Raw genomic sequence first — 13,610 nt, forward strand, 5'->3', positions numbered from 1 at the left:
CCTCTGCACCATGTTTGAAGATGATGAAGTGAAACAAAACACCACGGGGGAACCCATGAAGCAATTTGAGCTTGATGAAATCCGCGCTATGTCTTTCGAGCAGTTGGGTGCAATTGAAGACCCGATGGACCTCATGGCCACAGGATCCGTCGCGCCGATCCTTGTGCGTTATGCCATACGTACCGGGCAGCTACAGCGCCGGTATCCCGGGATTGCGCTGCCGGCGCTGCTTGACGCGATCATGAAGTCGGCAACGATGATCAACTGGCCTCTTGCCACCGTTGCACAGAAGGCTCCCCAGGCGAAACAGGATGCGGACGTGGACGCATACCTTGATGAACTTCAGCCGCATCTTGAACGCGCGCTGAAGCCTCACTGAATAAGGCGGTTTGGCTATGGTGGAGCCAACGCCGGTAAAGCGTCCGCAAACTTCCTCACCGAGGTCAATACGCTAGTGTCAGCAAAGGCCGAATTGCACGCCAACTTCGTCCTAGACTCCGGAGTAATGCAGCCCCTTCAACGGCAGGCTTCGCGGCCCTCTGAACGGCCGCGCTTGGTCGTGAGCGATAGCATCGACCTGATGCAAATTGCGGCCCTTGGATTGTCGCGCTAACCGAAAAGTGACTTTGAGCGATGCGGCATTTACGCCAGGTCACGCACCCGCATGATCGTCTGGCGGCTTGTGCTGTAGCGCTTCGCAAGACTCGCCACGCTCGCCCCTTCGTTTAGTAGCTGTCGCACCTCGTCCTGTTGTTGCTTGGTCAGTGCGGACGGACGGCCCATCGCTTTCCCTTCCGCTCTTGCTCGTTCGATACCGGCCTGCGTCCGCTCGATCAGCAAGTCGCGCTCAAACTCGGCAACGGCATTCAAGACCTGCATCGTCATCCGGCCAGCTGCGCTGGTCAGGTCGACACCGCCAAGGGCAAGGCAATGAATTCGAATACCGCGAAAGGCCAAAGCTTCGACGGTTGCTCGCACGTCCATCGCGTTCCGGCCAAGTCGGTCGAGCTTAGTAACGATCAGCACGTCACCTTCTTCCATTTTGAGAAGCAGTTCCGCAAATCCCGGACGCTGGTTTGCGCTGACACTCCCCGAAATGCTTTCCGTAATAACCCGACGCTTGTCGACGGAGAAACCGGCCGCTTCGATCTCGCGAAGTTGATTAGTTGTCGACTGGTCGATCGTGCTGACACGGGCGTATGCGAAGGTTCGGGACATGCGGCACTCTCAGTATGTTCGAAAAGGATGTCCGAATCATACCTCATGTCCGAAAGTTCGAAAGCATTATTTTCGGACACCCCTAAACACGCATGTCCGCAAGGGATCGGTTTCGTACACCCAACCCAAGATCGTACCGTCTAGGCTAAAATTCGGATCGAATTTCCGAAAAAGCGAATCAATTCTGCCCACTTTCGGATCATAGATACATATTGCCGCATCATAAAAAAGGGGTTGAGATGGAACATATGTCCGAGGTCCTCAAGATTCTCGACGGCGCGCTCCGTGCGAACGTCCGGATGGCGCTGGACTATGCCGGGCTGCTGGCGCAGAAGCTGGAAGATGAGGGATCGCGCGACCAAGCTCGACGAATTCGTGACCGATTGGCTCGTGCCCCTCAGCAGTTCGTCACGCCACAGGGTGCATTGGTTGGAACGTTACCGGTTGATCAAGACTCACGCCTGTCGACCGTCGATGTTCTATATCCGCGCATCGAGGATCTGGATTTGGTCCTTCCCGACGCCGTCGAAGGCCGCTTGAGAGAATTCATCCAGTCGGTCCGATCATTCGAGAAGCTAGCCGCCGCTGGCGTAGCATTACCGACGCGCCTACTGTTGCATGGCCCCCCCGGGTGCGGAAAGACACTATCCGCGCAATGGATTGCCGCGAACCTTGAGCTACCCTTATTCACAGTTCGTTGCGACACGCTGATTTCATCGCTTCTTGGGCAGACATCCAAGAACCTGAGAAGGGTGTTTGATCACATTCAGACTCAACCCTGCGTCCTGTTTTTAGATGAGTTTGATGCGCTCGCAAAATCGCGTGCCGACGAGCGGGAGATCGGCGAACTACAGCGAGTTGTAATTTCTCTACTGCAGAATATCGACTCTCTGCCGCCGAACACGGTAGTTATCGCTGCAACCAACCATGACCAACTTCTGGACTCGGCGGTCTGGCGGCGCTTCGCGTTTCGCATTCACTTTCAGCTACCTGATGCCACCTTGCGAGAAGGTTTGTGGCGTCGCCGGCTCAAGACGTTTGCTCCGAAGGACATAAATTGGTCGCGGTTGGTATCGCTCTCTGATGGGATGTCGGGCGCAGCAATCGATTTTGTGGCTCAAGACGCCATGCGCAATTCGGTTCTCAATGGAGAGGATTTCGTGACTGAAGCAGAGTTGCTGCGTCGTCTCGGACTTACCATAGCGGCTACTCAACGTGTTACCTTATCAAATGTACAGGATGAAATTCGATGGCTGCGTCAGTGGCAGCCGTCATTGTTTTCGCAACGGGCACTAGCGAATCTGTACAAGGTATCCATACGACAAATTCGAAATATTACGGGGGCGTTTGATGGCGCAAATGGAGAACCCGATACTACGGGTCGATTTATCGGAGCATGACTATCGCGACGCAGGCGGCGGAGGAGGAGGGCCCAAGGAGCTTGTGCCAATAACTCCGCAGTTGCGTAACGAATTAAGGGCCTCTCTCGCCGGAGTGAGGCAGGCTCTCAGTGAGACGCTCCGACGATATCCTCAGCTGCCGGCCGTTATGGTGATGCATCTGCGGGACACCGCTATTGCAAAAAGCCACCGCCCGGCCACCCTCGCACAAGAGGGACAAACCATACCGATCGGAAACGCCGCACTCGGCGAAGTATTGTTGGCGACTAGCCTCGGTAGCTTCGATGCGATGGACCGAGTCATTGCCACACGCACCACAAGGCAAATCAAAGCGAATCTTTCGGCGATCAGTGGATTTGAGGCGTGGGGTATCGATCGCGTGCTAGACGCAGAGCTTCGCAACCCAGCCGCTCTTGAACGTCTACAAGCTTGGCGAAACGCCGATATACCGATACTCATCGAGCTTTTTCATCAGCCCAATGCTCACTTGCAGCAAGTGGCAGAAGAATTGTTCCAGAGAGTATCAAACCAACTTGGGTTAGATATTTCGGAGCGCCACCCAGGATTAGTTGGGCGAAGCTATCGGGTTCGGAATGCAAATCTCGACAGCTTGCACGCTCTTAGCTTGTTCAGCGGAATCAGACGCATTTTTGCGGCTCCAATGATTGCGCCTGTCCTAGATGTCGCTCCAATGGCAGAGGATCATGGCCCACTTCCGGGTGCTCTAGTCGACATTCCGAACGAAGCTGAAAATTTGCCAATCGTCGGAGTCTTCGACACGGGTATGTTTCCAAATTCTGTCGCGCTTGGCCCATGGGTAGCTGGACGTGAAACTTATGTCCTTCCTCCGGATACGGACTATGTACATGGCACGATGGTGTCGTCGATCGTTTGTGCGGCGCGTCCCCTAAACGGTAACGACATTCGCTTGCCTGATGCTCGCGCTCGAATACTCGATGTCGCAGGAATGGAAGTCGCCAATGCGAATGCTGATGACATCATCGAGCGCCTCCGCGCCGCAGTTCAAGCCCATCCGGCAGTCAAAGTTTGGAACCTGTCGCTCGGCACCGTAGATCCGGCTCCTGAAGATGAGTTCGGGTGGCTTGCACAGCAACTCGATAGAATCTCTGACGAATTCAATGTTTTGTTTGTCGTGTCCGCGGGCAACGAAGGGCCGCCCAATCTACGTGGTTGGCCTCCCGGTGCAGACAATCCTCGTCATCGCATCAGTAGCCCCGGCGACTCGGTAAGAAGCCTGACAGTCGGCGCCCTCGCCCACCGAGAGAATGCTCCTCATACGCTGGTTCACGAAGAAGAGCCTTCACCGTTCAGTCGACGCGGGCCGGGGCCGGTACGGACGCCCAAACCTGACGTTGTTCACTATGGTGGCAATTGCAATCAAATGGCTCAGGTTGTCGGAGCTGGAGTCCATACGGTATTACCGGGGGACCGCCTGGGCATGACCCTCGGGACAAGCTTCTCAGCTCCGATGGTCGCCGCACAAGCGGCGCAGCTCTGGCAGGAACTTGAGCAACGCGGCACCGCCGCCTATCCTGCCCTCGTGAAGGCGCTGCTCATTCATAGTGCCGCAGTACGCTCACCAGAGCGCGATGCAAGCGCTCGGAGATTTTACGGTGCAGGGGTGCCGTCCACGTTGCTGGACACGCTCTTTTGCGACGATGACTCATTTACGTTGTTGTTCGAAGTCGATGTTGCGGATCGACGCAAATGGACAAGACTAAACTACCCGATACCCGCATGCCTGCGCCCTGAACCTGACAAGTTCCGTGGAGAAGCATTCGTCACCCTCGTCTACAGCCCTCCGCTCGACGCAAGTCAAGGGGCTGAATACGTGCGAGCAAACGTCGACATTAGCTTTGGCCGCGCATCGGTGGTGGATGGTCGCCTAAGCATAAAAGGGCTTGTTCCATTGGAACAGGACGAAAACCTCGCCGATCTGTACGAAACCGCTCGAATCGAAAATGGCTATAAGTGGTCGCCGGTAAAGGTGTATCGCGAGCGCTTCCGAAACGGCATTACTGCCGCGAATTGGGCGTTGCAAGCGAGCATAACCCGACGCTTCGGTGAGCTGATCCCCCCCGAGCCGCAACGTGCCGTCATTTTGGTGACGCTACGCGCACTCGAAGACGGCTTGCCTGTTTATGCGGACGGCATTCGAGCGCTTGCCACATCGAACTGGACGGCAAACCCGATTTCCCAACGACTCAATATCGCAAGGTAGTTTTGCGCTATCCGGCTACGCGGAGGAAGTATTCCCCTCCGCGTTCATCGTCCTTCAACATCTCGCAAATTTTCAATTGCGTGCATCGCTGCCTGGCGATGCCCATGCCCTCTTGCTCGTGCGAAAATGCAGATCGCCGAGCCTAGGGTGGCCCCCGAAAACCGGACACCTTCTCCGGCCGGCTCGACGCCGGTTCTGAAGGGCGTAGGGAGAACTCTCATTGTTTGTCGTTAACGGTAGACGGCTTGGTTCCGTCCAAGCGCGACGCCGCGTTCGGAGTTGGTTTCAAATCCCAGATTGGCGTAACCCGTCCGCATACCCGCCCGCGTCCGTGAGCGGTGACAGATGGGCGTGGGAATTTCTGCGCAGAAATGAAAAGTTCATCAAGCAGCAGGCTGATTTCTGCAACCGCTTAGCACGCGTTCCCCACGAGCAGCGCCTTGCATCGCACCCCGACTTCGAAGCACATTCGAAATTCCTCATGGACTGGGGTATTGACTATTGGTACCCGCCGTCTTGGGTGTGGGGCTGGCCGCTAACTCTCGATGATGGAACCCAACAATTCGTGAACATGGAATTTGACGCGCCATGCGGGTTCATTAGTGGCCCAGTAGACTCGTCACGATACTTTGACCGACCGTTGCGCGACACTGAGTACAGAGTGATTTTTGACGCCTCTATGCCAATTTCTCGGCAGCTAGAGCAAGTGAAATCTGTGCTCGAATTCCGGCAATCTAAACTCCCTGCTGCGCGGAAAGCTGCTAGACCTCGATGGAGTTTGTTGCCTCGATATCTGCGTGCATTCGACGGATTTCGCGCAATGAAAGACCTTGGGTTATCCGAGTCACTGGCGCTGAACGAATTGGCAGATCAGTTCATGAGCGAAAAGATGGACGTCGATGACATCGACTATGTTCAAGATGCAAGAAACGCGCTCGATGCAGCTCGTCGATATATAGAACACGATTATAGAGTGTTGCCGATCATGAGAGGGGCACCGGTGTCAAGGTAGAAACATCGGCCCTATAGATATAGCTGCCCTAAACCTGACGTTTGCGCTGCCGTGGAAATGACGACACTACTCTCGTGCCGTGCAGTCCCGCGCGGTTCCATTTCACCGGAGCGCAAATGGAAGTACAAAACCCGCACCCTTCCCTCACCGCAAATCGAGTTGTTCGCCTGCGTCCACTTACCGAACGCATCGGATTAAGCAAAAGCGAGATTTATCGGCAAATTCAGGCCGGGACGTTTCCTCGCCCCATTCCGCTTGGGGTGCGGGCTGTTGGCTGGCTCGAACGGGACGTCGAGGCATGGCTCGCCGCACGTGCAAATCGGAGCCAGACACAATGACGACCGACTCATTAAACGTGCGCGCAGCAGCACGCGCAGAGAAAAAGAGAGCCGACGCTGCTTTTTACGAGAGTGAGCTGGAGCGCCAGCGTGAGCGCTTGTCCGAAGCACGCGGGCGCTGCACGGACGAAGTGCGGCGCGAAGCGGCTAGCTGGATCGCGACGGCGGCGACAGTGTTTGAGCGCGACGCCGAGCGTATTCCGTCTCGTGCAAAGCGTGCGGTCGAACTCCTGAAGCACGCGGTTTTCATGCTCGATCCGAAGGCTCCGGCATGATGTTTTGTCAAAGTCACTTTGCCGTGACGAAGGGCGCGGGGTGTTGGTCACGTCGCGCAGTTGACTCTGGTCCGTCCCTTCATCGATTTGCACATCGCGGCCGTGCGCAGTATCCTGTGAACGTCGCTGAAACAACAGCGAACCGGGTTTGGAAGCCCGGAAAATGTCGGCGGACGACCGCCAATGCGCGGTTTTTTTACGTCCGTATGCCTTTGCGCGCCTGTTCAATGGGTGGGCGATGGTGGGGAGGCTTCGGCCTGCCGGTGCCGACGTTCCGGTCTTCCAACCCTGCTATCTGCCCGCCCACCCCATTTGGAAGTGGGGTGCGGGCTTCCGAAACGCTAACGTCGGAGGTCGCATCTTGCGCCAGTTCACGCACGCCCGTACCGGGCAGCAATCCCACCTCATTCAATCCATTGTCCGCGCAGCACTGCGCGACGCAGCAACCGCCAGCACGTACCAAGACGCGCTCGATGCGACCGGTGCAGCACTGGCCGCGATCGCCGCGCTCGTCCGTGCGGAGGTGCGCCATGGCTGAGCTGCGCTGCAAGATTGGCGATCTGGCGATCGTCACGAAATGCGACGCACGCGCTCGCATCGGCATGCTGGTCGAGGTGGCATCGGCTCGCCCGACGCCGGATCACGATTGGCGAGTGCGGATCTTGGGCGGCCCCGTCTCGGGGCGTAGCGTCTACGGTCGGCGGTCCGGCGAATTCACGCACGCAGCCGTCCACGACTGGAACCTCACGCCGATTCGCGGCGAAGCGGAGCTGGATTGCGCGATCGATGTCGGGCAACTCCTCGCGTCGATTCTGGAGGTGCGCCATGTCTAAATACCGCCTGCCGAACGAAGTCACGATGATCGCCATGTGTGCGGCCCATCAGTTCGCCCAGCTCGAAGCCCTGTTCGATGCTATCCGTTCGCATCTTGCGGAGGGCACCTACGAGCGAGCGCTCGTCGACATGGGGCAAAGCGTCGCGAGCCGGTATTCGGCCGAAATGCGCCGCACGGCGCAGCCGGAGGTGTGCCATGACTGATCAGCGCATCCGAACCGCGGTTGTCGACGGATTCGACAACGCACCGCCGCTGGATACGGGCGCACCGATCGAGCTGCAATTCGCCGTCGACCTTGGCGCGATCTGCGCCGACGCGTGGCTCGACCTGAAAGGCGACGTGCGGCTGCACGACTACGCGGCGCATCAGGCCGCCGCGTTCGCACGCGGCATGGAATCCGCCATGCAAGACGCGGGCGACGTCGACGCGCACCGCGTAACGATCAGCCGCCAAGCGTTCGCAGCCGGCCTGATGGGGCGCGTGCAGCAGCATCTGTTCGCGGCGCTCGGGCTTGTCACGCGCGAACCGCGCACGACGCATTGAGGGCGCGGCCATGGCAAAGACGAACAAGAACGCCGTGCAACCGCTCGCCTCGCACTTCGTGGCCGAGGTGAACCGCCCCGATCGCAACCGGATCGGCACGCGGATCAGCGATGCGATGGAGCTGCTCGACAGCCTGCATTGGGCGGCCGACAAGGCCATGTCCGATGACGACTACTGGCTTGTGCTGAGCCTGTTCCGCGCGTCCCTGCCGTCGATCGGCGCGGCGCTGGAGGCGGCCAACGACGCCCTTGGCGAGTCGCGGCTCGGCCGCTACGTCTACAGCAACGACATCACGGCCGGCTGACGCTCCGCCGCTAGGCATCGTCGCATCATTCAATTTTTCGCGCGTCGGGTAGCTGCTTACCCGATATGGACTACTAATCGGGAGTCGGCCGACGCGCGTCCAGTGGGAACCTATGAGTAACGCACCCATGTCCGAATTCGAGCGGGCGAGAGTCGCGCTCGGCTATGTCCCGCCCGACGACCGCGATACGTGGCGTCAGGTGGGGATGGCGCTCAAGGCCGAGTTTGACGAGGAGGGCTTTGCCCTCTGGAACGAATGGAGCCAAGGCGCGCAGAACTACAACGGCAAGGACGCGCGCGATGTGTGGAAGTCGTTCAAGGGCGGCAAGATCACCATCAACACGCTGTTCCACCTTGCCAAACAAGGCGGCTTCGATCCGCGTGCGCATCGAGCGAAGCCGGTCGACCCAGCGGAGCGCGAGCAGCAGAAAGCCGAGCGCGCGGCACGCGAAGCGGCCGAGCTGGCCGAACTGACCGAGAAACAGCAAGCCGCGTCGGCGCTCGCTGAATCGATCTGGTCGGCGGCCGAGCCTGCGCCGGCCGATCACCCGTATCTCGTTCGCAAGCGCATTCCGGTCGACGCGCTCCGCGTCTATCGCGGCGGCATGTGCATCGGCACGGCCGCATGCGACGGAGCGCTCGTCATCCCGGCGCGTGACGCGGACGGGAAGCTGTGGACGCTGGAGTTCGTCCTGACGGACGGCCAGAAACGCTATCTGCCGAACGGCCGCAAGGCGGGCTGCTTCTCGTTGATCGGCGGTCCGCTATCTTCCGCGCCGTCCACGCTGCTGATTGGCGAGGGTTACGCCACGTGCGCGACGCTCGCGGCCGCGACGGGCTATCCGGCCACTGTCGCGTTCGACGCCGGCAACCTGCACGCGGTCGCGACGGCGCTGCGCGGCCAGTATCCGGACGCCCGCATCGTCGTTTGCGCCGACGACGATCACACGACGAAGGGCAATCCGGGCGTAACGAAGGCCCGCGCGGCGGCCGAGGCCGTCGCCGGCATCGTGGCCGTACCCGACTTCGGTCCGAACCGCCCGGCAGCCGACACCGACTTCAACGACCTGGCTGCGCACCTCGGCCCGGATGCGGTGGCCGCCGCCGTGCGTGCTGCGCTCGCGCCGGCCGGCTCGGCGGATGCCGGCAAGGGCAAGGCTGCTCCAGCCGCCGCGAAGCCCGCCAAGCGCCCCAAAACGGCCCGCGCGCAGGATGGCAAGTCGCGGTTCGTCGTTGATGACAAGGGCGTGTGGTTTCACGGCTTCAACAATCAAGGCGATCCGCTTCCGCCGCATTGGGTCAGCACGCGTATCGACGTGATCGCGGAGACGCGAAACGAGATGAACAGCGAGTGGGGCTACCTGCTCGAATTCACGGACCGCGACGGCATCCTGAAACGGTGGGCGGTGCCGGCCGGCCTCTTTGCCGGCGACGGTACGGAGCTGCGTCGCATGCTGCTCGATATGGGCGTGAAGCTCGGCGTGACGCAGATCGCCCGCACGCAGATCGCGAACTATGTGCAGATGGCGCAGCCGGACGAGCGCGTGCGCTGCGTGCCGCGCGTCGGCTGGCATCACGGCGCGTTCGTGCTGCCCGATCGCGTCATCGGCACCGGCAAAGAGGCGCTGATCTATCAGGCCGACACGCCGATCCAGAGCCAGTTTAAGGAGCGCGGGACGTTGGACGGCTGGCAACGCGAGGTCGCGGCCTACTGCGTCGGCAATAGCCGCCTCCTGTTCTGCGTCGCTACCGCCTTCGCTGGTCCGCTGCTGCACTTCTCCGGGCTTCAGTCGGGCGGCTTTCACCTGCTCGGCACGACGTCCAAGGGCAAGTCGACGGGTGGCGTCATCGCCGCGTCCGTGTTCGGCTCGCCGGACTACGTGCGGAGCTGGAAGGCGACCGACAACGCGCTCGAAGCCGTCGCCACGCAGCATAGCGACGCGCTGCTGATTCTCGATGAAATCGGGCAGGTCGAGCCGCGCTTGGTCGGCGACGTGATTTACATGCTCGCGAACGAGTCGGGCAAGGCCCGCGCGTCGCGTAGCGGCTCAGCAAAGCCGGTTCTCACTTGGCGGCTGCTGTTCCTGTCGAACGGCGAAAAGAGCGTGTCCGCGCTGATGGCCGAGGGCAACAAGCCCATGAAAGGCGGTATCGAGGTGCGTTTGCCCGCGATCCCGGCCGAGGTCGGCGAAATGGGCGTGGTGGAGAAACTGCACGGCTTCCCGACGCCGGCCGCGTTGATCGAGCATCTAGAGCGGCACGCGGGCATGCACTACGGCACGGCAGGCCCCGCGTTCATCGAGTGGGCGTCGTCTCAGGCCGGCGAGCTGGCCGAGCATCTGCGTGTGCGCGTCGACGAGCTGGTCGGGCAATGGGTGCCGGAAGGCTCGCATTCGCAGGTCGCCCGCGTCGCCAAGCGGTTCTGTCTCGTTGCGGTGGCCGGCGAACTGGCGACGGCGCACGGGCTGACTGGCTGGCCGCAAGGCGAAGCGGTCGAGGCCGCGCGTCGCTGCTTCGAGGGCTGGCTCGAACTTCGCGGCGGCACCGGCAATTCGGACGAGGCGGAAGCCGTGCGGCAGGTACAGCATTTCCTCGCCGCGCATGGCGACAACCGTTTCGTGTGGATGAACCGGGCACAGGACGACCATCGGCCGAACGTGCCGCATCGAGCGGGCTTCAAGCAGCACGTGAAGCGCGACGAGCGGCGCACGCCCATCGCCTCCGATCGCGAGTATTACGCCGAGTTCGGCGGCAAGATGAGCGCCGACGATGCCGAAAGCGTCGAGACGGAGTACCTGATCGAAGCGGCCGTGTTTCGCAAGGACGTGTGCGCCGGGTTCGATCACAAGATCGTCGCCAAGGCACTGATGAAGCGTGGCGTGCTGATGCCGCGTAGCGACGGCTATCCGTACCGGCAGGAGTACATCCCCGGTCACGGCAAGTTCATGGTCTATCGCGTGTTGCCGTCCATCTTCACGCTTGAGCTGTGAAATGCACCGCCGCCGTCCGGTAGGGCGGTGGCGGGCATTCCTTTGCGCGGCATTTTTCGCCCGTGCGTCAAAGTTACTTTGAGCGATCCGCTCCAGATGGAACCGGGCGGGCGCTGGCCGTGAATCTTGCCGCCACCGTAACAATCCGGGCTGGTTTATCTCCAGTATCTCCAGCGTTCTCCAAATTGTTTGGAGACACGCGAAGCCTTACCCCACAAGGCTTTGCGGCCGATTCAGGCGTTTATCTCCAAATCTCCAACTCGTTTTGCACTGAGCGGACAGGCGTCAAGCGTCTGCGTCGACCGCGACGCCAGACGGGGCGCGGCTCTCCGGGATTTGACGGGTGTCGGAGACGTGTTTTTGAGGGGGGTGTCCGCGACGCGCACCGATCCGGCATTGTTGCGCCCGTGGCAACTGTCGGGGTGGCCGGAAAGCGGGGGACCCTGCGTCTAGGCCAAAGACGCGGGGGCTCACACCCGCGTTTTCTCTCTAGCCGCGACACCCCAAGGGGGGTCATATTCATACCGAAATGCAGGGAGCCGGCAGTGCCGCGGCATTTCTGAAAAATCGGTGGGAAATACTCGGCAAGGGGGTCATATGAAGCTGGGCTAGACTAAACAGCTAGCGTCAGATCGTCTGACTCGGTTCGGCCTGAGCAGCCATCGCACGTGCATCAAGCGATGACCGTTTTAGGCTGGGAGTTGCCGGTCACGCGTCGGCATGTAAACGACTGCTGCGATCAAGAGCTGACACTACTAGTCGGACCTGGAGGTATCAAACGGCATGAATGACGACGATGACGATCAGAAGCACATTTGCTTTGAGTGTGCCGCAGAGTCCTACCTTTCAGCGGCGATCGAGAAGGACGGCAAGCCGGAGGAGTGCTCCTACTGCGGGCAGACGCAGACCTGCATTCCCATCAAGGAACTGGCGGACCGTATCGAGTCTGCTTTCGATGATCACTACATCCGCACGCCCGATCAGCCGAACTCATGGCAGCAAAGCCTGCTGTCGGATCGCGAGTCTGACTACGAGTGGGAGCGCGAAGGCCAACCGGTGCTTGAGGCTATTGAGGAAGCTGCTGTTATCCCGCGGGAAGCTGCCGAAGACGTCCTTGACATTCTCGACGACCGGCACGGCGACTTCGATGCAGCGGCCATGGGCGACGAGACCGAGTTCTCATCCGACACGTATTACGAGGAGAAAGGCGCAAGCGCTCAGGGCTGGCACGAAGAGTGGCAATATTTCGAGCAGTCGCTCAAGACCGAGGCCCGGTTTTTCAGCCGTTCTGCCTCAGAACTTCTCGCGCGGATATTCGGGAGCATTGACGTGCTCAAGACCAGGCCACGTCATCCGCTAGCTGTGAATGCCGGTCCCAGCCGCAGGCTCACTAACCTATATCGCGCCCGCGTCTTTCAGTCTGAAGACAAGCTCGAAGAGGCGCTGTGCCGTCCCGACGTGCATCTGGGTTCGCCTCCGACTCGGTTTGCCAACTCAGGCCGGATGAACGCGCGCGGTATCTCGGTTTTCTATGGTGCCACTAGTGCATCCGTGGCCCTGGCCGAAGTACGCCCCCCTGTGGGGAGCAAGGTTGTCGTCGCGAAGTTCGCCATCACCCGCCCCTTGCGCCTTCTCGACCTCACCGCCCTTGACGGTGTCCAAGACGGGGGCAGCATTTTCGATCCATCCCTGAAGAGCCGCCTCGAACGCGTTGCCTTTCTCCGGTCCCTTGGGCAACTCATGACGCGCGCTGTGATGCCGGATGACGAGGCTTTCGACTACCTTGCGACGCAAGCCATTGCGGACTTTCTCGCGACCGAGAACGAGCCAAGGTTCGACGGCATCATTTTTGGTTCAGCTCAGTCTAAGGAAGGGAACAATGTCGTGCTCTTCCACAAAGCAGCGCGTGTGGAAGCCATGGATCTTCCTATTGGCACCGAGATCGATGTGCACACCGGCTATGGAACCGAAGATGGGTGGGAGACTGACTACGGGGTGAGCGAAGTCGTACCGAAGGCGGAGCCACCCGTGCCGAAAGATGAAATGGACGGTCTAACCGGCCTTGTTCCGCATTTCGGCCTTTCCTACAGCGCTGATGACGACTATCGCGATACTGCTTTGCGCGTCGATCCTGCCTCGGTTGAGGTCCATCACGTGAACTCAGTCAAGGTCTATAGCACACGGTTTGCCGTGAGCCGCCACCGCCGCGAGAAGCAAGACTGGAAGTTCTGAGCTGGGCGGCAGGGCGGGTGGATCGGACTCTTGATAAAGCCACAACTTCCTCCGGCAGTTCTTGTCCCCAAACCCATTCGCGCATTCGTTCATCCGCGCAAGGTCGCACACAAGACGTTCGTGATGCAATCTGACAGACCGCAACCGCTGCAAAGCGGACGTTGAACAGTAACGTTTGAATGGCAGGGTCGATCACGGCCCTTGATGAAGTGGCGGCCAAGC

Annotated in this window: 14 protein-coding genes; 13 read left to right on the top strand and 1 reads right to left on the bottom strand. The window is 60.0% G+C overall.

All coding sequences use genetic code 11. From position 1 onward, the window contains the following. Positions 1-10 precede the first annotated feature (10 nt). Positions 11-379: a hypothetical protein gene (locus DIE11_RS25645; protein ID WP_260437178.1), complete on the top strand. Its 369-nt coding sequence runs from the start codon at positions 11-13 to the stop codon at positions 377-379. 263 nt (positions 380-642) lie between these two features. Here DIE11_RS25645 and DIE11_RS25650 read toward each other — a convergent pair whose 3' ends face one another. Further along, on the bottom strand, positions 643-1,218 hold the full coding sequence (locus DIE11_RS25650) for a recombinase family protein (RefSeq protein ID WP_124627999.1): 576 nt from the start codon (positions 1,216-1,218) through the stop codon (positions 643-645). Positions 1,219-1,457: 239 nt separating this feature from the next. On the opposite strand from DIE11_RS25650, the gene iteA reads away from it, so the two are divergent. From iteA to DIE11_RS25720, 12 genes are all read left to right on the top strand, one after another. Next, complete coding sequence (gene iteA, locus DIE11_RS25655; RefSeq protein ID WP_260437179.1) at positions 1,458-2,618, top strand: anti-phage ATPase IteA; 1,161 nt, start codon at positions 1,458-1,460, stop codon at positions 2,616-2,618. A gap of 148 nt (positions 2,619-2,766) precedes the next feature. Further along, the gene (locus tag DIE11_RS25660; RefSeq protein WP_185633821.1) at positions 2,767-4,860 is read left to right on the top strand and encodes a S8 family peptidase; all 2,094 of its coding nucleotides are present in this window, start codon (positions 2,767-2,769) and stop codon (positions 4,858-4,860) included. A gap of 331 nt (positions 4,861-5,191) precedes the next feature. Then, the gene (locus DIE11_RS25665) at positions 5,192-5,872 is read left to right on the top strand and encodes a hypothetical protein (protein ID WP_124628003.1); all 681 of its coding nucleotides are present in this window, start codon (positions 5,192-5,194) and stop codon (positions 5,870-5,872) included. Between the two features lie 116 nt (positions 5,873-5,988). Continuing rightward, entirely contained in the window at positions 5,989-6,210 is a 222-nt protein-coding gene (locus DIE11_RS25670) for an AlpA family transcriptional regulator (protein ID WP_089466515.1), read from the top strand. After that, a complete protein-coding gene (locus DIE11_RS25675) occupies positions 6,207-6,485 on the top strand; it encodes a hypothetical protein (RefSeq protein WP_124628005.1) in 279 nt (92 codons plus the stop codon). The genes DIE11_RS25670 and DIE11_RS25675 overlap by 4 nt, the downstream gene beginning before the upstream one ends. A 163-nt stretch (positions 6,486-6,648) precedes the next feature. Continuing rightward, a complete protein-coding gene (locus DIE11_RS37080) occupies positions 6,649-7,023 on the top strand; it encodes a hypothetical protein (protein ID WP_260437180.1) in 375 nt (124 codons plus the stop codon). Then, positions 7,016-7,318 (top strand): hypothetical protein, encoded by a 303-nt coding sequence (locus tag DIE11_RS25690; RefSeq protein WP_038765559.1) that lies wholly within the window; start codon positions 7,016-7,018, stop codon positions 7,316-7,318. The genes DIE11_RS37080 and DIE11_RS25690 overlap by 8 nt, the downstream gene beginning before the upstream one ends. Then, positions 7,311-7,523 carry a hypothetical protein gene (locus DIE11_RS25695; protein WP_124628007.1) on the top strand — a complete coding sequence of 71 codons (213 nt, stop codon included), beginning with the start codon at positions 7,311-7,313 and terminating at the stop codon, positions 7,521-7,523. The genes DIE11_RS25690 and DIE11_RS25695 overlap by 8 nt, the downstream gene beginning before the upstream one ends. Then, on the top strand, positions 7,516-7,863 hold the full coding sequence (locus DIE11_RS25700) for a hypothetical protein (protein WP_004522498.1): 348 nt from the start codon (positions 7,516-7,518) through the stop codon (positions 7,861-7,863). The genes DIE11_RS25695 and DIE11_RS25700 overlap by 8 nt, the downstream gene beginning before the upstream one ends. Positions 7,864-7,873: 10 nt before the next feature. Next, entirely contained in the window at positions 7,874-8,167 is a 294-nt protein-coding gene (locus DIE11_RS25705; protein WP_124628009.1) for a hypothetical protein, read from the top strand. A 127-nt stretch (positions 8,168-8,294) separates the two neighbouring features. Next, the gene (locus tag DIE11_RS25710; protein ID WP_185633822.1) at positions 8,295-11,156 is read left to right on the top strand and encodes a DUF927 domain-containing protein; all 2,862 of its coding nucleotides are present in this window, start codon (positions 8,295-8,297) and stop codon (positions 11,154-11,156) included. A gap of 783 nt (positions 11,157-11,939) precedes the next feature. After that, positions 11,940-13,388: an RES domain-containing protein gene (locus DIE11_RS25720; RefSeq protein ID WP_124628013.1), complete on the top strand. Its 1,449-nt coding sequence runs from the start codon at positions 11,940-11,942 to the stop codon at positions 13,386-13,388. Positions 13,389-13,610: the final 222 nt, after the last annotated feature.

Source organism: Burkholderia sp. Bp9012, from assembly GCF_003853825.1.
GTDB classification, from domain to species: Bacteria; Pseudomonadota; Gammaproteobacteria; order Burkholderiales; family Burkholderiaceae; genus Burkholderia; species Burkholderia diffusa.